The following is a 26,623-nucleotide window of genomic DNA, read 5'->3' as shown; positions in this document are numbered from 1 at the left end:
GACCCATTCAGGTTGAGGGTTTACGGTGAACTCAAAATTCTTGTGGACATCTGCCGGTGAAGTGAGGGAAATACATGACGGATGTCAAGCTCGACCACCCGGGTGGACAGCTGTCTATGCCGGTGCGTGACGCCGTCGAGGGGCCCGGCGGCATCGACGTCAGCGCGCTCCTCAAGGAGACCGGTTACGTCACCCTCGACCAGGGTTTCGTGAACACCGCGTCGACCACCTCGGCGATCACGTACATCGACGGCGATGCCGGCATCCTGCGGTACCGCGGCTTCCCCATCGAGCAATTGGCGGAGAAGTCGTCGTTCCTCGAGGTGTCGTACCTGTTGATGCACGACGCCCTGCCGACGCCCACCCAGCTCAAGGACTTCGCCGACAAGATCCGCGTGCACACCCTCCTGCAGGAGGAGATGCGCACCTTCTTCTCCGGCTTCCCGCGTGACGCGCACCCGATGGCCGTGCTGTCGTCCGCCGTCACCGCGCTGTCGACCTTCTACCAGGACGCGCTCGACCCGCTGGACGCGGAGCAGGTCGAAATCTCCGGGATTCGCCTGATGGCGAAGCTTCCGACGATCGCCGCGTACGCGTACAAGAAGAGCATCGGCCACCCGCTGCCGTACCCCGACAACTCCCTCGACTACGTCGAGAACTTCCTGCGCCTGATCTTCGGCCTGCCCACCGTGCAGTACGCCGTGGACCCGAAGATCGCCAAGATCCTCGACATGCTGTTCATCCTGCACGCCGACCACGAGCAGAACTGCTCCACCTCGACCGTCCGGCTGGTGGGTTCGGCCCAGGCCAACCTGTACGCCTCGGTCGCGGCCGGCGTGAACGCCCTGTCCGGGCCGCTGCACGGCGGTGCCAACGCGGCGGTCCTGGAGATGCTGGAGCAGATCCGCAAGGACGGCGGCGACGTCAATTCCTTCGTCACCCGGGTGAAAAACAAGGAAAAAGGCGTCAAGCTCATGGGCTTCGGCCACCGGGTCTACAAAAATTACGACCCGCGCGCCGCCATCGTCAAGAAGGCCGCCCAGGAGATGCTGGCGACTCTCGACAAGCCCGACCCGCTGCTGGAAATCGCGTTCAAGCTCGAGGAGATCGCTCTCAACGACGACTACTTCGTCTCCCGCAAGCTCTACCCGAACGTGGACTTCTACACCGGTCTGATCTACAAGGCCATGGGTTTCCCGACCAAGATGTTCACGGTCCTGTTCGCTCTCGGCCGCCTCCCCGGCTGGATCGCCCAGTGGTCCGAGATGATGGTCGACCCGGCCAACAAGATCGGCCGCCCGCGCCAGCTCTACACCGGTTTCCCGGAGCGCGAGTTCGTCCCGATCGACAAGCGCTGATATTCGTTTCTCGAAAGCCCTGCCGATTCTTGCGGCGGGGCTTTCGCTTTTCCGGCGCGCCATCGAGTATGCCTTGACACTCATATAACTGGTGAGGCATGCTAACCGCCATGGACGCGCTGACCGCTATCGCCGAGCCCACCCGCCGGCGCATCGTGGACGCGCTCCGCGTCCGCGAGAGCAGCGTGACCGACCTGGTGGCGGCCCTCGGGATGAGTCAGCCGGCGATCTCCAAGCACCTCCGGGTGCTCCGCGACGCCGGGGTCGTGACCGCCGACGTGCGCGCCCAGCAGCGGATCTACCGCCTCCAGCCCGGCCCGTTCCGGGAGCTGGACGCCTGGCTCGCCCCCTACCGGCAGATGTGGACCAGGCATCTGGCCGCCCTCGAGCACCACCTGGACGCCAAGGAGCAGTGAGATGGCAGACGTAGCACTCGTGCCCGCCGACGACGGCAACTGGACCCTGATCTTCATCCGCGAACTACGCCAACCGCCCGAAACCGTCTGGACCGCCCTCACCGACCCGGCCGAACTCGACCAGTGGTCCCCGTTCCAGCCGGCCGACGATCTCAGCAAAACGGGCGACACCACCCTCACCATGATCGACGGCGACATCCGCGAGGACCTCCCCGCCACCGTCCGGCGCGCCGAACCGCCCAGCCTGCTCGAATACACCTGGGGCGGCGACCTCCTGCGCTGGGAGCTCGAACCGTCCGGCACCGGCACCCGCCTCACCCTGCGCCACACGCTCACCACGCCGGGCATGGAGGCCATGGTCGCCGCCGGCTGGCACATCTGCGCCGACGTCCTGCAGCATCTCCTCGACGGCACGCCGGTCGGTGTGATCCGCGGCCAGGACGCCAAGCTCCACGGCTTCGACGAGCTCAAGGTCAAATACCAGAACGAACTGCAGAGGTACGCGTCATAACCGTCGACCACCAGGGACCGGCCGCCCCGCCGAGGCGGCCGGCCAGCCGTCACTCACGGCCGTCGCGGGCCGCCGGGCCGGTGGTCTGACCACCGTTGAGTTCAAGAACGGGCCGGACCGGTCGAACAGCACCACGTGGGAGCAGTGCGGAAACCGGGTCTCGGGCCGGACATCGAGGTGCTGGCCGAACTCGGGCGCGGCGCCGACAGCGAGGTCTATCAGATCCGGCGCGGCGGCACGGACTACGCGCTCAAGATGCTCCGCGGCCTGAGCCGGGACAACGAGACCGCGGCGATCAGCTTCCGGCGGGAGGCGGCACTGCTGGCCCGGGTCAACCATCCGGGAGTGCCCCGGGTTTTCGACGTCGGTTCCGCGGACGGCCGCCCGTACCTGGTCATGGAATTTGTTGATGGTCAGCCCCTGGCGCAACGCCTGACCACCGGCCCGCTGGCCGAGCCCGAACTGACCAGGCTGGCCGGGGACGTCGCCGAGGCGCTGGCCGCCGCCCATCGCGCCGGAGTGGTGCACCGCGACATCAAGCCCGCCAACATCATCATCACCGGTTCGGGACGGGCGCGACTGATCGACTTCGGGCTGGCCGCCACCCGGTTCGGCGGCACCCCGGACGAGGCCGTGATCGGCACGTTCGACTACTCGGCACCCGAGCAGACCGGCATGCTGGCCCGGCCCGTGGACGGCCGAGCCGACCTGTACGCGCTCGGCGTCGTCCTCTACCAGTGCGCGACCGGCGAACTCCCGTTCCAGGCCGAGGACGTCGGGCAACTGCTGGCCCTGCACGCCACCGCGCCGGCGCCGGACCCCCGCGTACGGCGCCCGGATCTGTCGCCGGCCCTGGCCGCGTTGATCGGACGGTTGCTCGCCAAGGACCCGGACGATCGGCCGCGCTCCGCCCAGCAGCTGTCCGCAACCCTCAACGGCCAACCCGCCGAGCCCGACCTCACCTCCCCGCTGGTCGGCCGTGACCAGGAACGCGCCGTCCTGCACGACCGCTGGAAGCGCGCCCTCTCCGGCGACGGCGGCGCGGTTCTGCTGTACGGCTCGGCCGGCAGCGGCAAGAGCAGCCTGGCCGCCCACCTCGCCGACACCGCGCGCGACCAGGGTGCCCTGGTCCTGTCCGGCAAGTGCGACGGTGACTCGCCGCTCCCGCTGGCCCCGCTGCGCACCGCGGTCGACGGCTACCTCCGCACCGTAACCGGCCTGGCCTCGGCCTACCGCACCGCCGCCATCGAGGTGCTGCGCGAGGCGGCCGGCGTCGGCGCCGGGCTGCTGCGCCCGCTGTCCCCGGCGCTGGCGCTACTGCTGGACGCACCCACGCTGGCGGCCGACGAGCGGCACGAGCAGTTCGCCTCGGCGGTGGCCGCGTTCCTGGCCGCGCTCGCCACCCGCCACGGCGGGCTGGTGCTGGTCCTCGACGACGTGCAGTGGCTGGACGCGACCAGCCTCACCGTGCTGCGCCGGCTGGCCGAGGACTTCGCGAACGCCCCGCTGCTGGTGCTGGCGACCGCGCGCGACGACGACCCGCAGGAGGTGGCCCGGTTCGCCGGCGCCCTCGGTGACCGGCTCGACCTGCGGGTGCCGGTGCGGCGGCTGACCGACGAGAGCGTCGCCGACCTGGTCGCCGGCTACCTGGCCGGATCGGCCGTGGGCGACGACGTGATGGCCGAACTGGCCGCCCGCGGCCGGGGCAACCCGTTCACCACCCTCCAGTACCTGCACGCGCTGGTCGACGGCGGCGCGCTGCGCCCGTCCTGGGGCACCTGGCAGCTCGACGCCGGCCGCCTCCAGTCGATCGAGCTGCCCACCGACGTGTTCGAGCTGGTGCTGGCCCGGATCGGCGGCCTCGGCGAGCAGGTCGTCGAGATCCTCACGCTGGCCGCCGCGATCGGTTCCCGGTTCGACCCCACGCTGCTCGCCGAGACCCACGGCCGGGAACCGGAGCAGGCGCTGGCCGAGGGCTGCCAGCACGGCGTGCTGACGGCCGGCCCGGACGGCTACGCCTTCGTGCACGACCGGATCCGCGAGTCGCTGCTGTCCGCGGTCGACCCGCCCGGCCGGCGCCGCCTGCACCAGCGGATCGCCGAGCTGCTGGACGCGCGGGCCGGCACCGACCCGGCCGCCGTGTACGCGCTGGCCGGCCACTACGCGCAGGGCGAGCGGGAGCGCACCCCGGACCGGGTGGTGGCCACCGGCTGGGCCGCCGGGCAGCTCGCGCTGGCCGAGTTCGCGCCGAGCGCGGCCATCGCGTTCCTGGAGGTCGCCGGGACCGTGGCCGAGGCCGGCGGCACCGTGCTGGACACCAGCTTCGACGAGGCGCTGGCCAGCGCGTACCTCGCCACCGGCCAGGCCGAGGCCGCCTACGAGCGGCTGGCACCGGCGCTGGACCGGGAGACCGACCCGATGCGCCGGGCGGCCCTGCTGCTGTGCCTGGCCACCGCTTCCCGGTTCCGCTGGGAGCTGGAGCGGTCCCTCGAGTACGTCTACCGCGGCCTGGCCGAACTGGGCCGCCCCATGCCCCGGCATCCCGTCGCGTTCGGCCTGCTGACCGCCCGGTTGATCGGGCAGTGGCTGCTCACCGGCACCCGCCGGGTACGCCGCCACCCGCTCACCGGCGAGGCGGCCGAGCGGCTGCGTCTGGAGCTGGAGCTCTGTCATGCCGGCACGGGCGCGGCCGCGATGGGCCTGCAGCCGCACCTGTCCCCGGCCTTCACGCTGCGCCCGGCGATGGTGGCGCACCGCCTCGGCGCCGGCCCCGAGTACGCGCTTGCCTACAACGGCACCAGCCTGCTGGCCGGTTTCATGCGACTGCACGGCCGGCGTGACCGGATCTTCCGCCGCAGCGCCGCGCTCGCCGCCGAACTGCACGATCCGAAGCTGTCCGCAACGCTGGCCTGGATGCACAAGTTCGCCAGGGCGGCGGGCGGCGCCTCCTCGTGGGCCGAGATGGCCGAGCTCATCGAGGCCCAGCGGCAGTGGCTCGAGCTGGACTACTACACCAACATGGCGCTCGTGCGCTCGCACGACCTGCTGTCCCGCGGCTACGCCCGGGAGGCGCTGGAGTGGCACGACCGTGGCCGGGCCCGGCTGTCCAGCTCCACGGCCGAGGCGTTCACCGGCTACGACATGGCCGACGCGATGGCCCGCAGCCTGCTCGGCCAGATGCCCGAGGCGCCGGTCATCCCGCCCGACCTGGACGCGCGTGGCGCGGACCTCGGCTACTGGGTGCACCACCTGAACGCCGCGGTGCAGGTCGCCGTCGAGCAGGACGAGCTGAGCACCGCCATCGACGAAACCATGGCCACCTTCGACCGGCTGGGCATCGCGGTGGCCCCGCTGTTCAGCACCCAACGGATGATTTTCGTGTATGAGGCGCTCGGCCGGCTCACGCTGGTACGCCGGGCCGGGGGCGAGCGCCGCACCGAGTTGCTGGCCGCCGCCACCGCCGCGGTGCACAGGCTCGGCAAGGCGGCAAATGATCCGCTGCTGCGCGCGTACCACCTCATCGCCACCACGGACCTGGAGGAGATCGACGGCCGTGCCGACCGCGCCCTGGCCCGGCTGGCCCGGGCCGAGCGGTACCTGGTGACCTTGGACGCACCCCTGGTGCACCACGAGGCGGCCCGGGTGCGTGCCCGCGCGCTGCGTGCCGCGGGACGGGAGGAACTGGCGCTGCAACAGGCCGACTTCGCGCTGCTGCTGGCGGACCGGCACGGCTGGGCGAGGCGGGCCCGCTGGATCCGCGCCGAGTGGGGCAACCGCGTCGTGGCCGCCGGCCCCGGCAGCCGCAGCGAGAGCTACCGCCAACACCCGTCCGCCGACGCCGACCGCTACCGCCGCCGGTTGGCCGCCTTGCAGCAGGTCAATGCGGCCGCCGCGAACGTCCTGGACCCGCAGCGCCTGGCCCGCCTGGCCCTGGACGAGACGCTGCGCATCTTCGCCGCCGAGCGGGCGGTGCTTTTCCTGACCGGCGAGGACGGCCGCCTGCGCCTGAGCGTGGGCCGAACCGCCGACGGCGACCTGACCGAGCTGACCGGCTACTCGGCCAGCCTGGTGGACCGGGTGAGCGCCGAACGCCGCCCGATCGTGGTAACCGGCGGCGAGGAGGGCGCGGCCCTGGGTTCGGCGAGCGCGGTGACCCACGGCCTGCGCAGCATCATGATCGCCCCACTGGAGGTGGACGGCCGTCTGCTGGGCGTCGTCTACTTGGACAGCCGGGTGGCCAAGGGCGTCTTCACCGACCAGGACGTAGACGTGCTGACCGCCGTGACCAGCCAGGTAGCAGTATCTTTGGAAACGGCCCGGGCAGCCCAGCTGGAGGTAGCCGTCCACGCCGCCCGCCAACAGCGCGACACAGCCGAAACCCTGCGCGGCGCAATGATCGATTTCACCGCCACCCGAGACCCCGACCAGGTCCTGACCCTGCTACGGGCCATAGTGTCCCGCTCAGTAGCCGCCGACCGAGTCTTCGTAATCCAACGAGACGGCACAACCTTCACCGTAGCCGGCGACGAGGAGTCCGCCCGGGTCAGCGCTCCGGACACTTCTTCAGTCACGGTCCCGGGTGGTTCGTCGGGTGCGGTGCCGGATGCTTCCTCGGTCGCCGTCCCGGGTGCCGCTTGGGATGCCGCATCGGCCGCCGATCTCTATGCCGCCCTGTTCTCCGCGCCCGGGCCGCGCAGCGGCACCGCCGTCGACGCCCCCGCGGCGGTTGCGGCGCTGCTGGGCGACGTGCGCGGCTGGCTGACCGCCCCCCTCAACACGATGGACGGCGTGGGCGGCGTGCTGGTGGCCGGCGCAACCGAGTTCGGCGCCGCCGAGCTGGACATCGCCGCCGCCCTGACCGGCCAGGCCGCCACCGCCTACGACAACGCGCGGCTCTTCGCCCAGGTGCAACAGCTGGCCACCACCGACGCCCTGACCGGCGTCTACAACCGCCGCCACTTCAACGACCTGGCCGGAAACCAGCTGACCACAGCCCGCCGCAACCACCGCGCGCTGGCCGGCATGATGGTGGACATCGACCACTTCAAGGACATCAACGACGCCTACGGCCACGCCACCGGCGACGAGGTGATCCGTGCCGTAGCCGGCGCCCTCCGATCCGTTGTCCGCGAGCCCGACGTCCTGTGCCGCTACGGCGGCGAGGAGTTTGCCCTGGTAATGAGCGAAATGGAGGGCAACCCCCTGGAGATCGCCGAACGCATGCGCCGAACCATAGCCGACCTCATAGTCCCCACCCCCACCGGCGAAGTGTCGGTGACGGTGAGCATCGGCGTAGCCGAACTGAAGCCCGACGACGACCTGGCAGCACTGCTGGGCCGCGCGGACGAAGCCCTGTACCGGGCCAAACAGGACGGCCGCAACCTGGTCAGACCGGGCTGACAGCCCGCCAGGTCTGCTCACGCTGGCTCCCGCCAGCGCCGCAATCGAGGAGACGGTCGACGGGCGCGGTCGGCCCGGCGACGGCGCACCCGCCGCTGAGCGGGACGGTGACGGCGGGCCGGCGATTGCCACCATCACGGCAGGCCGGCGATCGCTACCGTCACGCCGGAGTGGATCGACTTCGGCAGCAGCAGCGCGGCGCCCGGCCCGGCCGCCAGTAACGCCGCCGCTTCGGCCACGCTTGCGGTGCCGATCGACTCGGCAACCCGTCCGCTCGGATGCGGCACGGCTTGACCCGCCAACTCGGCCACCGTGTATCCGCGCAACTCCCAGCCGCAGACCCGCGCCGCCAGACGCACGCCATCCTCGGCCGCTCGCCGATCGAGTGTCGCCAGCACCCGAATGTCTTCACACAACAGCCGCGCCGCCGCCAGTGCCGCGTCGGCCGCCGTGCAAATGTCTCGCATCGGCGTGCCTCGCCGTGCGCCCAATCCCATAGCGCATTCCCACCGAGGCTCCACCGAGGACCAGCGATTCCGAGTGCCAATCTCGGTCTCAATTTGGTCGCGATACCCGACGGCATCTTCGGGGCGATGGGCACCGTCCATGCTGCTCACGACCTCGTGAAATTCCTGCTCATCCACGACGCTAATTCCCCAAGACCGGCCGGAGTGCGCGCCGGGACCGCCGCCTCGGTGAATTGCACCCGCGGCTTACGTCCGGCCGCCAATCCGTCCCGATCATGTGGAATTGCTGTCCGCTGACAACGCCATTTCCGCATGATCGGGGCGGAGGCGTGTGTGGGTTGCGATGTTGTCGGAACGGCGTCGGCGGACGAGTCTTTGCGTGGACCGGTGATGCCTCGCCGTCAAGCCCTCGGTCGAGTGGCTTCCGCTTCCCGGTCTCCTGGCACCCGGCGAGGTTTTGAGCGTTCCGGTGGAGACGCCGGATCGTGAGAGCTTCGGCCAACTCTTGCCGCCACGACAGCGGGGAAGCAGCACTCGGCGGCCGGTTCAGGGACAAGCAACGCTCGCAGCCGGCTCAATGGCCTGCCGCTGCGGTGACCAACCGATTAGCCAAGCCCGGCGCGCCCGCCCAATGCAGGTGCAAATAGGACGCATGCACCCCGCCCACCGCGAACCCCTCCGGATCATCGCCGCGCCACTGCCACGCCGCGCCGGCCGCCGGTGACAGCAGCAGCCCGGACCGGGGATGCACCACCGTTCGGTGGAACTCGTGGCCGGTCACCCGGGTGCCGGCGGCGGCCAGTGGGCTGTCACTCAACGCCACCGCATCCCGATAGCCCAGTGTGAGCGTCGGGGTCATCGCCGCGTCCGCGTCGAGGACGCCGCACATCGGGGCGCCGTCCAGGGTTCGGCACAGCCAGAGCAGGCCCGCGCATTCGGCCACTATCGGTGCGCCCGCGGCGGCCAGGGCGGCCACCGATTGGCGGAGCGGCTCGTTGGCCGACAACTCGGCGGCGTAGACCTCGGGGAAGCCGCCTCCGACAACCAGGGCGCTCGTCGACGGCGGCAGCTTTTCGTCGCGCAAGGGGTCGACCGTGACGACCGAAGCGCCGGCCGCGGACAGGAGTTCGGTCGTCTCGGCGTACGAGAACGTGAATGCCGGACCACCGACCACCGCGACCACCGGGCGGGTTCGGGTGGGCGGCGGGACGCCGGCCGACGGGTCCCAGGGCGCGGAATCCAGCGGCGGCGCCGACCGCGCGATGGCCTCCACCTCGGCCAGGTCGACCGACGCGGACACCAGCGCGGCCAGGGCGTCCACCGACTCCCGCGCCTCGGCTCGGCGCTCCGCGGCCGGCACCAGGCCCAGATGCCGGGACGGTGCGGCCACCGCGTCGGCCCGCCGCAGCGCGCCCAGCACGGGCGTGCCCACCTCCTCGCACGCCTCGCGCAGGATCGCCTCGTGCCGCGGTGAGCCGACCCGGTTGAGGATCACGCCGGCCAGGCGCACCGAGCCGAAGCTGCGGAAGCCGTGCACCAGCGCGGCGATCGAGCGGCCCTGCGCGGCGGCGTCGACGACCAGGATCACCGGGGCGTCCAGCAGTGCGGCCACGTGCGCGGTCGAGCCCAGGTCGCCGGCGCCGGTTCGCCCGTCGTACAGGCCCATGACGCCTTCGATCACCGCCAGTGAGGCTCCGGCCGCACCGTGCGTGAACAGCGGGCCGATCAGCGAGGGGCCGACCAGCACCGGGTCGAGGTTGCGGCCGGGGCGGCCGGCCGCCAGCGCGTGGTAGCCGGGATCGATGTAGTCCGGCCCGATCTTGAACGGCGCCACCGGCACGCCCCGCCGCGCGAACGCCGCCAGCAGGCCGGTCGCCACCGTGGTCTTGCCGTGGCCGGACGCCGGCGCGCCGATCACGACCCGGGGGATGCTCACCACTCGATGCCCTGCTGTCCCTTGCGGCCGGCGTCCATCGGATGCTTCACCTTGGTCATCTCGGTGACCAGGTCGGCGGCCTCGATCAGGGCCGGCGCCGCGTCCCGCCCGGTGATCACGACATGCTGGTTGCCGGGCCGGGCCGCCAGCGTCGCCACCACCTCATCCACGTCGACCCAGCCCCACTTCATCGGGTACGTGAACTCGTCGAGCACATAGAACCGGTACGTCTCGGCCGCCAGGTCCCGCTTGATCTGCGCCCAGCCCTCGGCCGCCTCCCGCGCGTGGTCCCGTTCGGTGCCCGCCCGCTTGATCCAGGACCAGCCCTCGCCCATCTTGTGCCAGGTCACCCGCTCGCCGAGTGCCTTCATGGCGGCCTCCTCGCCGACCCGCCACTTCTCCGACTTCACGAACTGGAACACCCCGATCGACCAACCCGCGCTCCACGCCCGCAAGGCCATCCCGAACGCGGCCGTCGACTTGCCCTTCCCGTGCCCGGTGTGCACGGCCAGCACCGCCTGCCGCCGCCGCTGCCGGGTGGTGAGCCCGTCGTCCGGAACCGTGGTGACCTTTCCCTGCGGCATCAGGCGGCCCGCCCGGCCTCGAGCTGGTCGAGCGGCATCAGGTCGGCGTCCAGCGCGGTCGCCAGCCGCCCCGCCAGCCCCAGCCGCACCGGCCCCGACTCGCAGTCGACCACCACGGTCGCGACGCCGGCCAGTGCGGGCGCGACCGACACCGGGTCCGGACCACTGGTGGCCCGCCCGTCCGTGACCACCACGAGCAGCGGCCGACGGCGCGGGTCCCGCCGTCGTTCGGTGGCGATCGTCGCGGCCGCGGCCCGAAGTCCGGCCGCGAGTGGCGTCCGCCCACCGGTGCGCAGCGAGGCCAGCCGCAACACTCCCACCTCGTGACTCGACGTGGGCGGCAGCACCTGCGTGGCCTCGTGCCCCCGAAAAGTGATCATCCCAATCCGATCCCGCCGCTGGTAGGCGTCCCGCAGCAGCGACAACACCGCGGTCTTGACCACGGTCATCCGGCGCCGCGCGGCCATCGACCCGGACGCGTCCACCACGAACAGCACCAAATTGGCCTCCCGCCCCACATGCACGGCCTCCCGCAGGTCACGCGCCTGCACCTGCCGGCCTCCGCGGTGCAGCGCCGCGCGCAGGGTGGCGGGCAGATGCGGCGCGCCCGCGAGCTTCCCGCGCGGCACCCGCGATCCGGTCACCCGCCCACGGCGGGCCAGGCTGGGAGATCGGCGTCCGCTATGACCGCCGGTTCCACGAGTGGAGATTTTGAGGGTACGCGTCCGGAATGCCCGACCCGGTGACACGGCCACGCCGACTGCCGGGTCACCCCCGGTGCCGCCGGTTCCGGCCGGTGTCGGTGGCTCGGCATACCGCGAACCCGGCTGCCCCGCGTCTGGTCGCCCGCCCGCGCCGGCCGCGGCCCGGCCGGGGGAGAGGTCGTCGTCAGGACCGCTCCCCGGGTCGAGCCCGTGCCCCCGGAGCCGGCCGCTGCCCAGATCGCCGCCCCGGTGCGGCCCGCCGCCCGGGCGCCGGCCGTTGTCGGGGCCGTCCCCGGCATCCCGCCCGCTCTCCTCGGCGAGGCCGTTACCGGCCGGATCGCCGCCGCTCCGGTCCGGGCCGTCCCCACCGCCGTCGGGATCGTCCGGCCCGCTGCCACCCCCGCCGTTCCCGTCCGGTGGGTCCTCGTCGGCGCCCGCCCCGGCCAGCGCCTGCTCAAGCCGCTCCTCGTCCGTCCCCGGTGGATCGAGGGGATCCTTGCGGCGCCGGTGGGGCAGCGCCAGCCGTGCCGCATCCCGCACCTCAACGGCCGTGACAGCGGCCCGCCCGTGCCAGGCCGCGAGCGCCACCGCACACCGGGCCACCACGATGTCCGCCCGCATCCCGTCCACCCCGTAGGCGAGACAGACCCGGGCGATCCGGTCCAGCTCCGTGTCGGGCAATACCACCCGCGGCAGCAACTCCTGGGCCGCCACTATCCGGGCGGCCAGCGAGCGTTCCGCGTCGGCGAAGCGGGCCGCGAAACCGTCCGGATCGGCCTCGTAAGCCAGCCGCCGCCGCACCACCTCGGCCCGCTCCCGCGCCTCTCGCGGTGCCGTCACGTTCACCACCAGGCCGAACCGGTCGACGAGCTGGGGCCGCGGCTCGCCCTCCTCCGGGTTCATGGTGCCGACCAGCAGGAACCGGGCCGCGTGCTTGACCGACACGCCGTCCCGCTCGACGTGGGCCCGGCCCATCGCCGCCGCGTCGAGCAGCAGGTCCACCAGGTGGTCGGGCAGCAGGTTGACCTCGTCGACGTACAGCACCCCGCGGTGCGCCGCGGCCAGCAGCCCGGGCTCGTACGCCTTCACGCCGTCGGCCAGGGCCCGCTGGATGTCGAGGGTGCCGACCACCCGGTCCTCGGTGGCGCCGACCGGCAACTCCACCAGGCCCGCCGGGCGTCGCGCGAAGGGACTGTCGGTGGCGTGCGGACCGTCGGGGCAGGCCTGGTCCGGCGCGGCCGGGTCGCAGGCGAAGCGGCAGCCGCGTACCACCGAAATGGCCGGAAGCAAGCCTGCCAGCGCACGCACCACCGTGCTTTTCGCGGTGCCTTTCTCGCCCCGCACCAGTACCCCGCCGACGGCGGGGGAGACGGCGGTGAGCAGCAGCGCCAGGCGCAGGTCGGCGAGCCCGACCACGGCGGAGAACGGGTACGGCGTCACGGAGGTCCCTTCTGCCCGGGTGTCCACGCCCGCGCGAATGAGCAACGCGAGCGGCCGGAGTCTCCTGACTCCCGGATCGACGCTGCCCGCCCGCCTTCCCGCCGTTGCCGGCCGTGGCGAAACTCAGCGGGTCGCTACCCGGTCACAGTGGCGGGACCGTCCCGGACTCGCACCGGGTTCCTCCGCTACCGCTCGCCGGTCATGCTTTCGCACCCTCCGGTGCGTCGTCAACGCGTCCCCGGGTGACGGGGATCGCCTTCTCGGTCGTGGGCAGCGGGGGCGGGGCCAGCCGGTCCAGTTCGGTCACCGTGTCCCGCATGGCGAGCGCCGACTTCTCGACCAGTGGACGCAGCCGGGCGTACAACTCGGCCGCCGCCGGGTCGGGCCGGGTCGGCTTGCCGGTCGGCACCAGCGCGGCGGCCCGCTCCAGGTCGGGCAGTTCACCCAGGGCGTGCCGGGCCAGCAGGCAGGCGCCCAGCGCGGTGCCCTCGGGGGTGTCGGCCACCGAGACCGGCAGATCGAGCGCGGCGGCCAGCACCGACACCCACAGCTCGGACGCGGCCGCGCCGCCGGTCGCCCGGACCTCGGTGACCGGGCAGCCCTCGGCGTCGAACGAGTCGCGCACCAGGGCGAGTTGCTGGCAGACCCCCTCGACCGCGGCCCGCACCAGGTGCGCGCGGCCGTGCTCGCGGCGGAGCCCCAGGTACGCCCCGCGCAGGCCGGGCCGCCACCAGGGCGCCCGCTCGCCGAGCAGGTACGGCAGGCAGAGCAGGCCGTCGCTGCCGGGCGGCGCGTTCTGGGCCTCGGTGAGCAGCGCGGCGTCGCGTTCGTCGGCGTCCTCGCCCTCGGCGCCGGGTCGCTCGAAGCCGGCGGCGAACGTCTCGCCGGCCCAGCGCACCACCGAGCCGGCGTTGTTGACCGCGCCGCCGATCACCCAGCGGTCCTCGGTGAGCGCGTAGCAGAACAGCCGGCCGGCCGCGTCCACGGTGGGCCGGTCGACCACTGTGCGCAGCGCGCCGCTGGTGCCGAGCGAGACCGCGGCCACCCCGGCCGGGGTGGCGCCGACGCCCAGGTTGGCGAGCGGGCCGTCGGCGGCGCCGATGATCAGGGGAGTTTCGGCGGGCAGGCCGAGGGCCGGGTTGAGGCGCAGCCTGGTGGTGGTCGGCACCACCTCGGCCAGTTGCTCGGGGCGTACCCCGGCGATCTCCAGGGCCTCGGGGTCCCAGCGGCGCCGGTGGATGTCGTAGAGGCCGGTGCCGGACGCGATCGACAGGTCGACCAGGAACCCCTCGTCGGCCAGCGCGCCGAGGATCAGCTCCTTGACGCCGCCCCAGCGCGGGGTGTCGCGCAGCGTGACCGGGTCTTCGTCGCGCCACCAGGCCAGCTTGGTGAGCGGCGACATCGGGTGCACCGGGGTGCCGGTGCGGGCCTGCAGGTCGTGGGCCCGGCCGGTGTCGAGGATGCGCTCGCACTGCCCCGCGGCCCGGCTGTCGGCCCAGGTCACGACCGGGCCGAGCGGCCGGCCGGCGGCGTCCAGCGGGACCACCGCGTGCAGGAACGCGCTCAGGCTCACCGCCACCACCCGGTCGCCCCGCTCGCGGCACTCGGCCGCCACGTCGGTGAGCGCCTTGCACGCGGCGTCGCGCAGCCGGGCGGGGTCGAGCTCGGCGCGCCCGGACGCGGGCACGGAGAGCGGGTAGTGGACCGAGACGAGGGCGCGTACCTCGCCGTCCGGCCCGGCGGCGAGGCCCTTGGTGGCGGTGGTCCCGGTGTCGATGCCGATCACGACGTCCATGCGCAGTCCCTTACCCGTTTGCCGGCGACACCAGGCACAGCACATGACCGTCCGGATCGGTGAGCACCGACTGGCGCTCGCCCCAGGGCTGGTCGGCCGGCGGCGCCGCGATGATCGCGCCGGCCCGCTCGGCCGCGGCGGTCATCGCGTCCACGTCGTCGACCAGCAGCGCCGCGGCCACGCCGGCCATGCCGGGGGTGGGCGGCCGCTGGTGCAGCAGCAGTTGCAGGTCGCCGTCCGGCACCTGGAGCATGACGACGTCGCCGGCCCGGTACTGCTCGACGAACCCGAGGGCGTCGCGGTAGAGATGCAGCGCCGGATCGAGCTCGGCCACCGAGACGATGATCCGGCGCAAGCCGCGTACGGTCATGCTGTGTCCTCCTTGGGCATGCCCTTCTGGCCCTCGCCTGCGGCGCCGTCCGATGGTGCGGCTGGGTGCCGCTCGGTGCAGGCGGTCATGCCTTCAAACTAGTGCGACCGGCACCGGATTTCCGCCGCGGGGAGTCACCTCGACCCGGCTGGCCGCGGCCGGCAGCAGCGCGGTGTCACCGTTCACCGGCAGCCACGGCCCGGCGCCGGCCCGGTAGCGCAACGTCGCGGCCGGCGCCGACACCAGGACGCCGATCTGCTCCGGCAGCCGGATGTGCACCAGCGTGGTCTGCCGGGGCAGGCCGGTCGCATACCGGTCGTCCAGCTCGCCCGCGTAGTGCGGCCGGTCCGGCGTGCCGATCATCCAGAACACCCGGCGCCGGTCGCCGAGTTCGAGGATCTGCACCACCAGGCGGCGGCCGTCCGGTGCGGCGCCCCGGACGATCCACCGGAAGTGGCCGGTGAACGGATGGAAGCCCAGGTTGTCGTTGTAGTCGGGGCGGAACGACAGATCCCAGGTGTCCAGTTCGGCCTGGGTCAGATCCGCCGGCCAGGCCCGGTCGCGGCCGGGCAGCCAGCGCTCGACCCGGGTCGGCGTCCGGTTCTCCTGGCTCGCCGGCACCACCTCCTCATAGTTGGCCAGCGGCACCGACTCGTCCCAGTTGCCGTCCTCGCGCAACCCGAGCCGCACGTCACCGGCCTGCGGCGCGACGGTCCGGACCAGCACGCCGCCGTGGACCGGCCCGATCCGTTCCCAGTCGCGCCGCACCTTGCCGGCCGCGTCCACGGTGTGGCCGGCGGACAGCGAGACCGTGTTGCCCGCGTCCCACACCACCAGCACGTCCCGCCGGGGCCCGAGCAGCACCGCCATCGGGGATCCCTCGCGCCACCGCGACAGGTGCACCGGGCCCAGCCCGCGGCCGGCGTGCACGAAGCCCTCCGCCCAGAGGGTGCCCCCGGCCACCGGCGACGCCTGCTGCACCACCGCGACCGGGCCGGCCGGAGTGCGGCCGGCCCAGCGGATCAGCGGCTCGCCCTCGGTCGCGAAACCCAGCATCGCGGTCGCCCACGCGGCGCGAACCCGGGCCCGGAACTGCGGATCGCCGGCCAGATCACCGGCGGTCTCCAGGTCGTTGCCACTGCGCCCCCGAGCGCTCAGCGGCACCGCCGCACCCGCCGCGAGCACGGCCAGCCCGCCGGCCAGCACCGCGCGCCGCCGGATCACCCGCCGCCGGCCGCCGGCCCGCACCCGGTCGAGCAGGTCGGGACGGACGCTCAGGTCGCCGGTCGCCCGGTCCAGCACCTCGCGGATCTGTGTCTCGGTCATCGTTCCCCTCCGTCCGGCACCAGGACCGGCCCGAGCACCGCACGCAGGCGCTCCAGCCCCCGGGCCGCGTTGCTCTTGACCGTTCCGGCCGTGCAGTTCAGCGCCGCCGCCACCTCGTGCACCGGCAGGTCGTCGAGGTAGCGCAGGACGACGGCGGCCCGCTGCCGGGGCGGCAGCGACCGCAGCGCCGCCAGCACGGTGTCCCGCACCACGACGCCGTCGCTGTGGTCCGGGGCGCTGACGTCGTAGCCGTCCAGCCCGGTCTCCGGTTTGCGCCCGCGCCGCCGCCACCGGTTGGTGGCCCGGTTGACCAGGGCCCGCCGGGCGTACGCCTCGGGCGCACCGTGGATCCGCCGCCACTTCACGTACATCTGCTCCAGCACCTCCTGGAGCAGGTCCTCGGCGGCATCGCGGTCGCCGGTCAGCAGGTAGGCGATCCGTAACAGCCCGACCGAGCGCGCACGCACGAACTCGTCGAAGCCGGTTCTCTCCATCGCCCCTCCCGCGGTCACCCTTCCAGACACCGGCACCCGCGGGAGGGTTGCATCATTCGCTCCGGAGAGCCGCGGCCACCGGTAGACGGCCCGCCGAGCGGGCCGGCAACAGGGCACCCAGCACGGCGATGGCCAGGCCCGACCCGAGCAGCGGCAGCAGCACCGGCCACTGCCACACGGTCATCATGCTGGCCGGGATGTCGGTGCCGGCGGCCGCGGCCACCAGCGGGACGCTGACCTTGTGGGCGACCATGCCCACCGCGATGCCCAGCAGCCCGCCGAGCGCACCCAGCATCGCCATCGAGGTCACCATCATCGCGGTCACCTGGCGCGGGGTCATCCCGATCGACTTGAGCATGCCCAGGTCGCGGCGGCGTTCGTGGGTGTTGAGCACGACCGTCTGGAACACGCCCAGCGCCGCCACGATGCTCAGCATCACGGTCAGCACCACCGAGATGCTGACCACGGTCACGATGAACTCGTTGGCGCCGCGGCTGTTGTCCACCGGCATCAGGCCGGGGTCGGCCTGCCGCACCGCCGCCAGGTAGGCCTCGACGTCGGTGGCCGGGGCCAGGCGGACCAGGTAGCGCACCAGGTCGCCACCGAACGGCGCGCCGGGCGTCAGTGGCTGCACCGCCGCCCACTCCGCGTACGCCTCGTCCGGGTCGTCGCCCATCACCTCGCCGACAATGGTCAGCTCGGCCCGGCGGCCGTCGCGCTGCAGGGTCACCGTGTCGCCCAGGTCGGCGCCGCGGCCGCGCAGGAACGCCGAGGTCACCACCGTGTCGCCGGGGCCGGCCAGCCAGTGGCCGCGCACCAGCTGGTCCTGGTAGCCCAGCGCCGAGTAGTCGCCGTCGAAGACCTGGAGGCGTACCGGCGCGGTGCTGCCGGCCACCGGAACGGTCACGTCGGTGACCGCCGTGACCCCGGTGGTGCCGGTCAGCGAGGTCAGCATCTGCCGGGTGGCCGCCGGATTGCCCTGCGGCTTCGGCTCGCCGAACTTCTCCAGCCCGGGCAGGACCTCGACCTGCACCGACTCGGAGTTGTCCCGGGCGTCGGCGAAGCGGCCCAGCGAGGCGGCCACCCCGGCCGCGAACGTCACCGTGGTCACCCCCAGCACCACCGCGGCCGCGGTCAGCGCGGTGCGGCCGGGCCGGCTGAACGGCAGGCCCAGGCCGAGGCTGACCGAGCGGGGGAGCCGGGTGCCGGCCAGCCGCCGCTGGGTGTGCAGGGCCCGCCCGGCCCGGGGCGCGCTGCCCGCGCTGATCGCCTCGGCCGCCGGGATCCGGTGCGACCGCAGGGCCGGCACCAGGGCGGCCAGCAGCACCACCGCGAGCATGCCGAACAGCGCGACCAGCACCGGCCACAGCGCCACCGTGACCCGGCCCAGGCCGGCGCCGGAGAACGCGTCGTCCAGCATCGCCTCGGCCAGCGGATAGCCGACCGCGACCCCGGGCAGCACCCCGGCCAGCGCCGGCAGCCCGGCCATCAGCAGATAGACCGCGACCACCTGGCGGGGCGTGAAGCCGAGCGACTTGAGCACCCCGATGTGCCGGAAGCCGGAGACCACGGCGCCACTGACCACATTGGTCACGATCAGCACCGCGACGGCCAGGCCGAGCACCCCGAAGATGGCCAGGAACGGCAGATACCGGCCGGGACCGGAGGCCGCGGTGGTGCGCAGCACCAGGTATGACTGGGCGTCGGCGAGCGCGCCGGCCGGCAGCCCGGCGGTGGCCGCGGCGACCCGGGAGTCGAGCGCGGCCTGGGTGGACACGTCGCCGGTCCAGCGGTAGAGCACCTGGGCGCCGGTCGGTTCGAACGCCGCCATCTGCGCGGTCGTCACCCAGCCGCCGGCGCTGTGGCTGACGCTGTACGCGAGCCCGACGATGGTCAGCGAGCGGCCGCCGTGCGAGATCGTGCCGCCGATCGCCGGTTCGAAGTCCGGGTTCGCGGGCGGCATCGCGTTGAGGACGATCTCGCCGTCCCCGGTCGGCCAGCGGCCCCACCACAGGTCCAGCTCGTCGGCCGGGCCGCCCGGGTCGTCCCGGCCGGCGACCGTGATCGGCCCCGGCCGCACGCCCGGTGCCAGCACGCTCTCCGGCAGGTCAACGGTCGTGGTGGCGTACGGGCCGGCCGTGCCACCGGCGCCGGCCAGCTGGTCGAGGCTCACCCGGCCGAGGTCGAACGAGGCGACCACGTGCGCGCCGCGGGTGGCCGCGAAGGCCCGGTCGAACGGCGCGGACAGCGCGGCCAGCAGCGCCAGGGCGACGACGATGGACGCCGTGGAGAAGAGCACCACCAGGCCGATCACGAAGGTCTGCAGGCGGCGCCGCCGCACCGCGCGCTGGGCGACCCGCCACACCGCCCTCACGCCGTACGCTCCAAAGCCCGCTCCCCGGCGATGCGGCCGTCGGCGAAAGTCACGAGCCGGCTCGCGCAGCGAGTCGCGAGCCGCTCGTCGTGGGTGACCAGCAGCAGCGTCTGCCCGATCTGGTTGAGATCGATCAGCAGATCCATCACCTGCTCGCCGGCGTGGCTGTCGAGCGCACCGGTCGGCTCGTCGGCGAGCAGCAGCGCGGGCCGGTTCATCAGCGCCCGGGCCACCGCCACCCGCTGCCGCTCGCCGCCGCTGAGCACCGCCGGAAAGGCGTTGCGCCGGTCGGCGATGCCCAGTTCGTCGAGCAGTTCCATCGCCCGGCGCCGGGCCGCCGCGGCCGGCGTGCCGGTGAGCTGAGCGGCCAGCGCCACGTTGTCCAGCGCGCACAGGTCGTCGAGCAGGTTGAAGAACTGGAAGATCATCCCGACCCGGTGCCGCCGGTAGAGCGCCAGCCCGGTCTCGTTGAGCCGCCCGAGCTCCTGCCCGTGCACGGTGACCGTGCCGCTGCTCGGCCGGTCCAGCCCCGCCACCATGTTGAGCAGCGTGGACTTGCCGCAGCCGGACGGGCCCATCACGGCGACCGCCTCGCCGGCCCGGATCTCGAGGGTGATGCCGTCCAGTGCGGTGGTCTCGCCGTACTCCTTGCGGACCTCATCGAGCCGCACGACGACGTCGGAACTTTCCATGGTCATGGCGACGACGCTAGGCCCGCGGCGTCCGCCGGGCGTCGGTCCGGCGGGGTATTCGGCGGCCCGGGTCATCCCCCGGATGTAGGCCGTGCGGCCCGGGGATGACGCGCCACGCCGGGCCGGCCTGGTTAGGTGGGTGGGTGACCGGTTGGCTGCTCGTTGCGCTGGCGGTGGCCGGCCTGGCCGCCGCCGTCCTGGCCGTCGAGCTGGCCCGCACCCGGCGCCGGCACCGCGACGCGCTCGGCGACCGCGGCTGGCTGCTGGAACGCGAACGCGCCACCGCGGCCCGCCGCGCGGTCGCGGTGGAACGCGCCCGGATCGCCCGCGAGCTGCACGACATCGTCAGCCACAACGTCAGCCTCATGGTGGTGCAGGCGAGCGCGGCCCGCGAGGTGCTGGCCAGCCGCCCGGACGAGGCCGGCACCGCGCTGGCGGCCATCGAGACGGCCGGCCGGGACGCGATGACCGAGTTGCGGCACCTGCTCGGCGTGCTGGCCCCGGCCGCGGACGGCTCCGACGATGCGGACGACCCGCTGGCGCCACAACCCGGCCTGGACCGTCTCGGCGAGTTGGTCGACCGGATCGCGTTCGCCGGCCTGCCCACCGAGGTGCGCCTCTCGGGGGAGCCGCGCCCGCTGCCCGGCGGCATCGACGTCACGGCCTACCGGATCGTGCAGGAGGCCCTGACCAACGCGCTCAAACACGGCTCCGGAGGCAAGGCCGAGATCATGATCAGGTACGCGGAGCGCGCCCTGCGCGTGGAGGTGCTGACCACCGGCCCGAGCGTCCTCACCGGCGCGCCGCCGCCGTCGCCGTCCCCGGGTGCCGGCCGCGGACTGGCCGGCCTGCGCGAGCGGGTGGCGGTCTACGGCGGCACGCTGGACGCCCGGCGCCGGCTGGGCGGCGGCTACCGGGTGCGGGCCCGCATCCCGCTGGAGGGCTCGTGACACCCGGGACCGAGGAGCGGGCGCCGCGGGTGCTCATCGCGGACGATCAGGCGCTGGTGCGTACCGGCTTCCGGCTCATCCTGACCGCCCGCGGCATCGACGTGGCCGGCGAGGCCGCGGACGGCGCCGAAGCCGTCGCGAAATGCCGCGAGCTGCGCCCGGACGTGGCCCTGCTGGACGTGCGCATGCCGGTGCTGGACGGCCTCGAGGCGGCCCGGCGCATCCTGGCCGCCGACCCCTCCTGCCGGGTGCTCATGCTGACCACGTTCGACCTGGACAAGTACGTCTATGCCGCGCTGGCGGCCGGCGCCAGCGGCTTCCTGCTCAAGGACGTCACCCCCGAGCATCTGGCGAACGCGGTCCGCCTGGTCGGCACCGGCGACGCCCTGCTGGCCCCGTCGATCACCCGGCGGCTGGTCGAGCGTTTCGCCGCCGGTGACCGGATGCCCGCCGACCCGGCTGTGCACCGCGAGCTGGCCGTGCTCACGCCGCGCGAGCGGGAGGTGCTCACCCTGCTCGGGCACGGACTGTCCAATGCGGAGCTGGCCGCGGCGCTGGTGCTCAGCGAGACCACGGTGAAGACCCACGTGGCCCGCATCTTCGCGAAGCTGTCGCTGCGCGACCGCGCGCAGGCCGTGGTGGTGGCGTACGAGACCGGCCTGGTGGCGCCGGGCGACCGGGACGCCTCGTAGCCCGGTCCGGTGCTTACGCCGGTGGGTACTCCCAGGTGTGGACGGGGCGGTTCTCGTGCATCAGGGGGAGGTAGCGCCGGAGCATCTCGTGCAGTGCCTCCCGCCGGTCGCTACCGTCGGCCTCCAGCGCATGCAAGGTGTGTACCTGCCAGGCGGCGCCGTTGCGGTGGGTCAGGCAGCGCTGCTCGATGATGCCGAGCAGCCGGTCGCGCTCACCGGCCGAGACGCCCCAGCGGTCCAGGCCCTGGTGTGCCAGCGGCAGCAGCCGGCGCAGCACCAGCTCGGTGACCTGGATGTAGCCGAGCCCGGGCCAGAACACGCTGGCGTCGATGCCGTGCCGGGCGCAGGCGTGGAAATTCTCCTCCGCCGCGCTGAAGCTCATCTGCGTCCACAGGGGGCGCTCGGCCTCGGCGAGCGTACGGATCAGCCCGTAATAGAACGCCGCGTTGGCCAGCGTGTCGACGACGGTGGGCCCGGCCGGCAGCACCCGGTTTTCCACCCGCAGGTGCGGGCGCCCACGCACCACCGCGTAGATCGGCCGGTTCCAGCGGTAGACGGTGCCGTTGTGCAGCCGCAGTTCGCTGAGCTCGGGCACCTCGCCGCGCTCCAGCACCTCGGCCGGTTCGGTCTCGTCGCAGATCGGCAGCAGCGCGGGGAAGTACCGCACATTCTCCTCGAACAGGTCGAACACGCTGGTGATCCAGCGTTCCCCGAACCACACCCGCGGGCGTACGCCCTGCGCCCTGATCTCCTCGGACCGGGTGTCGGTGGCCTGCTCGAAGAGCGGGATCCGGGTCTCGCGCCAGAGTTCCCGGCCGAACAGCAGCGGCGAGTTGGCGCCCAGGGCGATCTGCACGCCGGCGATCACCTGGGCGGCATTCCAGTACGCGGCGAACTGCGCCGGACTGACCTGCAGGTGGAACTGGGTGCTGGTGCACGCCGACTCGGGCGCGATGGTGTCGGTGGTGACCGCGAGCCGGTCCACGCCGTCGATCCGGATGTCCAGGTCCTCGCCGCGGGCCGCGAAGATCTGCTCGTTGAGCAGCTTGTAGCGCGGGTTGGCGGACAGCGCGTCGAGGGTCATGTGCTCGCGCTTCAGCGTCGGCAGGATGCCGATCATCACGGTGTGCGCGCCCACCTCGCGGGCGTGCTTCTCGGCGTTGTTGAGACTGGCCCGCAGGGTCCGTTCCAGGTCGGCGTTCTCGTCGCCGGCCAGCCGCCGCGGCGGCACGTTGATCTCGATGTTGAACTGGCCCAGTTCGGTCTGGAAGTCGGGGTCGGCGATGGCGCCCAGCACCTCGGCGTTGCGCATCGCGGGATCGGCGTTCTCGTCGATGAGATTGAGCTCGATCTCCATGCCGGTCAGCGGCCGCTCGAACTCGAAACGTGACTCGCGCAGCATCGCGGCGAACACGTCCAGGCTGCGGCGGATCTTGTGCCGGTACTTCGCCCGATCCTCTCGGCTGAAGTTGGTCTGCTCGACTTCCTCGCCCACGGCACACCACCTCTCTCGAGAGACTCCAACGTCGCACACCGGTGGGGTCTGCGCCAGGCGTCGCTCGGCAGCCGGTGAATGAGCGTGCCGGTACCCCGCCGAGCCGCCGGTTATGCGGCCCGGCCGGTTACCTAACGTGCCCGGCCACGCCGCCGGGGGAGAGGGGCTCTGACCGATTCAGCCCAGCCACACGGCCGCGATCACCAGAAACACGGCCAGCCCCAGCACGGCCTGCAGCAGCAGAGCCGGTCCGAGGTGCGACCACATGGTGGGAATGCGCGGGGTGAGCGGCTGCATGGTGGTCAGGTTGACCACCTGGATGAGGCGGACCGGCAGGCGTACGTCCTTCTGCGGACGCGTGGTCAGTTGCACCAGGTCACCCCGGTGCAGGGCGGACTGCGGCAGGTGGCCGTGCATCTCCACCTCGTACGTCTGCCCCAGGTCGTCCCGGACCCGCAGCGGGGTCACCAGGAATTCCGGCCCCTTCTTGAGCTCCTTGAACTTGCGGCGGGCCGGGTTCATCCGGATCAGCGAGGCGAGCAGCTGCGCGATGCCGGCGGTGAGGAAGACGACGACCAACAGCGGCTGCCCGACCTTCACCTCTCGGGTGTACGAGGTCTGGAAGCCGGCGAAACGGCCGGTGATGACGGGGCTGACATGCCGGAGGATCTGCTCGCGGTACAGCTCGACGTCGTCCATGGGGGATCACCTCCTGGATGTCTTCCTATCGTACGGAGAGCAACACTTTGCGTACCGTGAGTGAATTTCGCGCGCTCCGCCTCACCTTCCTCTTTCAGCACCAGAAATGCCGAAAAACCGCGCGAATCGCCACGCGGGAAGGTGAACTTGACTCGGAACCGTGGCGCCCGGGATGGGGGAACAGCAGTGGCACCGACAGAGGCCTTCGTGAACCCGGACAGCATCCTCGCGCGTACCGCCCGGGAGATGCTCGAGGCGCACGCCGGCGGCGGCGGCCCCCGCGACGGGATGACCATCTGCCCGGTCTGCTCCGAGCATCTGCCCTGCGCGGCCGGGCTGGCGGCCGCCGAGGTGGTTGCGGCCGCCGGCCTGGCCGAGGCTTCGGGTCTGGTCACGGCCGCACGGCAGGGCATTCCGACCGGGTACGCGTCACCGCTGGCCTTCCCCTTCGGCGCGGCACCCACCGTTGAGCCACCGCGCGACTCGCAGCCGTCCTGGAACGGTCCGTCGGCCGGCACCGCTTTCGGCACCGCTAACGTCGAGGTGTCGTTCGACGAGCCGCTCTACGACCGCCCCCCGCTGAGGGCTGCCGGCCTGGATCCGTCCGGCCTCGAACCCCACGCCCGCCGGCAGGAGGCGCCCCCCTCCGGCTTGTCCTTCGACACCCCACCGTCCGGTCGGGAACTCGGCGGATCCCTGTCGTTCGGCCAGATGCCGGGTGGTTCGTCCTTCGGTGACGAGGCGCCGGGTTCGCTGTTCGACCGGTCCGCGGCCGCCTCCAGCTTCGCCCCGGAGCCCGGCGAATCCCCCTTCGGCCAGCCCCCGGGCCGGTCCTCGTTCGGCCAGCCCCCGGACCGGCTGCTGTTCGGGCAGGCGCCGGGCCGACCGTCCGTTGAGGAGCCGGTGGACGCGCTGTCGTTCGGACCGGCGCCGGACGGAGCGTCCTACGGGGAGCCGGGCGGGCTGTCGTTCGGGCCGCAGCCGGAGGAACAGCCGTTCGGGCAGGCGCCGGGGCGGCCGTCGTTCGGGCTGGAGCCGGGTGGGCCATCCCTGGAGCGGAGCGGCCTGTCGTTCGGCCAGGCGCCGGGTGCGCCGGAGTTCGGCCAGGTGGCGGGTGCGCCGGAGTTCGGCCGGGTGGCGGGTGCGCCGGAGTTCGGCCGGGTGGCGGGTGCGCCGGAGTTCGGCCAGATGGCGGGTGCGCCGGGGTCCGGTCCGGAGCCTGGTGCGCCGAGGTTCGGTCCGGACCCGGACGGTCCGGCGTTCGGACGGGCGCCTGGTGCGCCGGGTATCGGCTCCGGCGCTGACTTGCCGGCCTTCGGCCAGGACCGGGTGGGTCCGGCCTTCGGCCAGGCGCCGGCAGGGCCGTCGTTCGGGCCGTCGTCCGGGCCGTCGTCCGGGCCGTCGTCCGGGCCGTCGTCCGGGCCGTCGTTCGGGCCGGAGGTGGGTGGACCGGCGCCGGGTCCGCTGTTCGACCGCACCGCGGCCCCGTCGAACCTCACGCCGGAACCGCACCGCGGGCTCGGCCAGTCGTCGGCCGCCTTCCCGCTGCCGCCCGCCCCGGAACAGCTGACCCGCCCCGTCGACGCCCCCCTGCCGCCCGAGGCCCGCGCCTTCGGCACGCCCCAGCCGCCGGCCCGCCCCGCCTCCCACGGCCCCGCCACACCCCAACCGGCCGGCTCGGAGCCACCCGGCCTCGTCACACCGCCGGCCGGCCCCGCCTCCCACGGCTTCGCCCAGCCCCAGCCGCCGAGTGCCCCCGCCTCCCACGGCTTCGCCCAGCCCCAGCCGTCGAGCGGCCCGGCGCCCCACGGCTTCGCCCAGCCCCAGCCGTCGAGCGGCCCGGCGCCCCACGGCTTCGCCGCGCCGCAGACGCCGAGCGGCCCTGGTTTCGCCGCACCCCAGCCGGCGAGCCCGGAGCCGCATGGTTTCGCCACCCCTCAGCCGCCGGCCGGCCCCGCGCCCCATGGTTTCGCCACACCCGAGCCGCCGGTCGCCCCCGCCCCCACGGCACCCGGCGGTTGGACCTCGCCGCCACCGCCGCCCGCCGCCCAGGTCAGCCCGGCCCGGCCGCCGGTGAGCCCGGCCCGCCCACCGGGCGCGGTCATGCCGGAAGTCGAGCCGCTGCCGACCATCCCGCCGGCCCCCCTGGTCCGCCAGCAGAACCGCCCGCTCGACGCCCCCAACTTCCGCCCCTCGGCGCGCCCCGGCCCGCCGCCGCCCCGGCCGCACACCGGCCCGGGGGTGTCTCCGGTACCGCCCACCGGTTCCCCCGCCGCGGTGCCCGGCCCCGCCGCCGAAGCCCGCCCCACCCCGCCCCCCACGCCTGCCCAGCCGCCGGTCGCCGGCGGTTCCCCGCTGCCGCCCCTGAACGTCTCGATGCCCGGCGGCCCGTCCCGCCCACCCCAGCTGCACCAGCCCACCGAGCAGCCCGCACCGGGCGCCCCCGGCCAGCCCTCGACCGGCCCCGGCCCGAAGCCGAGCGGCCTAGGACAGCCGCCGACCGGCCCGGGTCAGCTCCCCGCGCCCGGCCAGCCACCGGCCGGCCCGGGCGCACCCAGCGGCATGACCCAGCCACCCGCCGGCCCGGGCATGCCGAGCGGTCTGGGCCAGCAGCCGACCGGTCAGGGGATGCCGAGCGGCCTGGGCCAGGCCTCGGCGGCTCCGGGCGCGTCGAGTGGTTCGGGTCAGACTCCGGCGGGCCCGGGCGGCGCGTCGAGCGACTGGGGCCAGACCCCGGCCGGCCCGGGCTCATCGAGTGGCCTCGACCGGCCACCCGCCGGCGCCGGCATGCCGAGCGGCCTCGGCCAACAGCCCGCAGGCCAGGGAATGCCGAGCGGCCTCGGCCAGACCCCGGCCGCTCCCGGCCAGCCGAGCGGCCTCGGCCAGCCCCCAGCCGGTCCGGGCCAGCCGAGCGGACTGA

At 73.5% G+C, this 26,623-nt stretch carries 18 protein-coding genes, 1 pseudogene and 1 riboswitch; of the genes and pseudogenes, 7 read left to right on the top strand and 12 right to left on the bottom strand.

Features of this window, described 5'->3' with window-relative positions; genetic code table 11:
* Positions 1–74: 74 nt before the first annotated feature.
* The 4 genes from Ari01nite_RS13155 to Ari01nite_RS13140 all read left to right on the top strand — a co-directional run bounded on the left by Ari01nite_RS13155 (position 75) and on the right by Ari01nite_RS13140 (position 7,685).
* Positions 75–1,358: a citrate synthase gene (locus Ari01nite_RS13155; RefSeq protein ID WP_203781484.1), complete on the top strand. Its 1,284-nt coding sequence runs from the start codon at positions 75–77 to the stop codon at positions 1,356–1,358.
* A 110-nt stretch (positions 1,359–1,468) separates the two neighbouring features.
* The gene (locus tag Ari01nite_RS13150; RefSeq protein ID WP_203781483.1) at positions 1,469–1,774 is read left to right on the top strand and encodes an ArsR/SmtB family transcription factor; all 306 of its coding nucleotides are present in this window, start codon (positions 1,469–1,471) and stop codon (positions 1,772–1,774) included.
* A gap of 1 nt (position 1,775) precedes the next feature.
* Entirely contained in the window at positions 1,776–2,285 is a 510-nt protein-coding gene (locus Ari01nite_RS13145) for an SRPBCC family protein (protein ID WP_203781482.1), read from the top strand.
* Positions 2,286–2,420: 135 nt separating this feature from the next.
* Positions 2,421–7,685 carry a diguanylate cyclase gene (locus Ari01nite_RS13140; RefSeq protein ID WP_203781481.1) on the top strand — a complete coding sequence of 1,755 codons (5,265 nt, stop codon included), beginning with the start codon at positions 2,421–2,423 and terminating at the stop codon, positions 7,683–7,685.
* A 134-nt stretch (positions 7,686–7,819) separates the two neighbouring features.
* Here Ari01nite_RS13140 and Ari01nite_RS13135 read toward each other — a convergent pair whose 3' ends face one another.
* From Ari01nite_RS13135 to Ari01nite_RS13090, 10 genes are all read right to left on the bottom strand, one after another.
* Complete coding sequence (locus Ari01nite_RS13135) at positions 7,820–8,329, bottom strand: cobalamin biosynthesis protein (RefSeq protein ID WP_203781480.1); 510 nt, start codon at positions 8,327–8,329, stop codon at positions 7,820–7,822.
* 397 nt (positions 8,330–8,726) lie between these two features.
* Positions 8,727–10,091: a cobyrinic acid a,c-diamide synthase CobB gene (locus tag Ari01nite_RS13130; RefSeq protein ID WP_203781479.1), complete on the bottom strand. Its 1,365-nt coding sequence runs from the start codon at positions 10,089–10,091 to the stop codon at positions 8,727–8,729.
* A complete protein-coding gene (gene cobO / locus Ari01nite_RS13125) occupies positions 10,085–10,672 on the bottom strand; it encodes a cob(I)yrinic acid a,c-diamide adenosyltransferase (RefSeq protein ID WP_203781478.1) in 588 nt (195 codons plus the stop codon). Before cobO ends, Ari01nite_RS13130 begins: the two co-directional genes overlap by 7 nt.
* Positions 10,672–12,816: a VWA domain-containing protein gene (locus Ari01nite_RS13120; protein ID WP_203781477.1), complete on the bottom strand. Its 2,145-nt coding sequence runs from the start codon at positions 12,814–12,816 to the stop codon at positions 10,672–10,674. Before Ari01nite_RS13120 ends, cobO begins: the two co-directional genes overlap by 1 nt.
* Positions 12,817–12,851: 35 nt before the next feature.
* Positions 12,852–13,024: riboswitch (cobalamin riboswitch) on the bottom strand.
* Positions 13,016–14,611, bottom strand: coding sequence for a gluconokinase (locus Ari01nite_RS13115; protein WP_203781476.1), 1,596 nt, complete (start codon positions 14,609–14,611; stop codon positions 13,016–13,018). Its footprint overlaps the riboswitch before it by 9 nt.
* A gap of 10 nt (positions 14,612–14,621) precedes the next feature.
* Positions 14,622–14,981, bottom strand: a complete 360-nt coding sequence (locus Ari01nite_RS13110; protein ID WP_203781475.1) for a VOC family protein — start codon at positions 14,979–14,981, stop codon at positions 14,622–14,624.
* A gap of 93 nt (positions 14,982–15,074) precedes the next feature.
* Entirely contained in the window at positions 15,075–16,307 is a 1,233-nt protein-coding gene (locus Ari01nite_RS13105; protein ID WP_203781474.1) for a hypothetical protein, read from the bottom strand.
* Positions 16,304–16,801, bottom strand: a complete 498-nt coding sequence (locus Ari01nite_RS13100; protein WP_203781473.1) for a SigE family RNA polymerase sigma factor — start codon at positions 16,799–16,801, stop codon at positions 16,304–16,306. Before Ari01nite_RS13100 ends, Ari01nite_RS13105 begins: the two co-directional genes overlap by 4 nt.
* A gap of 52 nt (positions 16,802–16,853) precedes the next feature.
* Positions 16,854–19,175, bottom strand: coding sequence for an ABC transporter permease (locus Ari01nite_RS13095; RefSeq protein ID WP_239162714.1), 2,322 nt, complete (start codon positions 19,173–19,175; stop codon positions 16,854–16,856).
* Positions 19,172–19,873, bottom strand: a complete 702-nt coding sequence (locus Ari01nite_RS13090; protein WP_438872166.1) for an ABC transporter ATP-binding protein — start codon at positions 19,871–19,873, stop codon at positions 19,172–19,174. Before Ari01nite_RS13090 ends, Ari01nite_RS13095 begins: the two co-directional genes overlap by 4 nt.
* Positions 19,874–20,040: 167 nt before the next feature.
* Here Ari01nite_RS13090 and Ari01nite_RS13085 point away from each other — a divergent pair, with 167 nt between their 5' ends.
* Positions 20,041–20,817: a sensor histidine kinase gene (locus Ari01nite_RS13085; RefSeq protein ID WP_438872167.1), complete on the top strand. Its 777-nt coding sequence runs from the start codon at positions 20,041–20,043 to the stop codon at positions 20,815–20,817.
* Positions 20,814–21,509: a response regulator gene (locus Ari01nite_RS13080; RefSeq protein WP_203781471.1), complete on the top strand. Its 696-nt coding sequence runs from the start codon at positions 20,814–20,816 to the stop codon at positions 21,507–21,509. The genes Ari01nite_RS13085 and Ari01nite_RS13080 overlap by 4 nt, the downstream gene beginning before the upstream one ends.
* A 13-nt stretch (positions 21,510–21,522) precedes the next feature.
* On the opposite strand, the gene Ari01nite_RS13075 is transcribed toward Ari01nite_RS13080, so the two are convergent.
* Together Ari01nite_RS13075 and Ari01nite_RS13070 are read right to left on the bottom strand one after the other, a co-directional pair.
* The gene (locus Ari01nite_RS13075) at positions 21,523–23,004 is read right to left on the bottom strand and encodes a glutamate-cysteine ligase family protein (RefSeq protein WP_203781470.1); all 1,482 of its coding nucleotides are present in this window, start codon (positions 23,002–23,004) and stop codon (positions 21,523–21,525) included.
* 177 nt (positions 23,005–23,181) lie between these two features.
* The gene (locus Ari01nite_RS13070) at positions 23,182–23,703 is read right to left on the bottom strand and encodes a hypothetical protein (protein WP_203781469.1); all 522 of its coding nucleotides are present in this window, start codon (positions 23,701–23,703) and stop codon (positions 23,182–23,184) included.
* Between the two features lie 186 nt (positions 23,704–23,889).
* On the opposite strand from Ari01nite_RS13070, the pseudogene Ari01nite_RS13065 reads away from it, so the two are divergent.
* A pseudogene (locus Ari01nite_RS13065) lies at positions 23,890–26,623 on the top strand (hypothetical protein); the annotation flags it as partial.

It is taken from the genome of Paractinoplanes rishiriensis (assembly GCF_016862375.1).
In the GTDB taxonomy this organism is placed as follows: domain Bacteria; phylum Actinomycetota; class Actinomycetes; order Mycobacteriales; family Micromonosporaceae; genus Actinoplanes; species Actinoplanes rishiriensis.
This window is presented reverse-complemented; position numbering and strand designations above follow the sequence as displayed.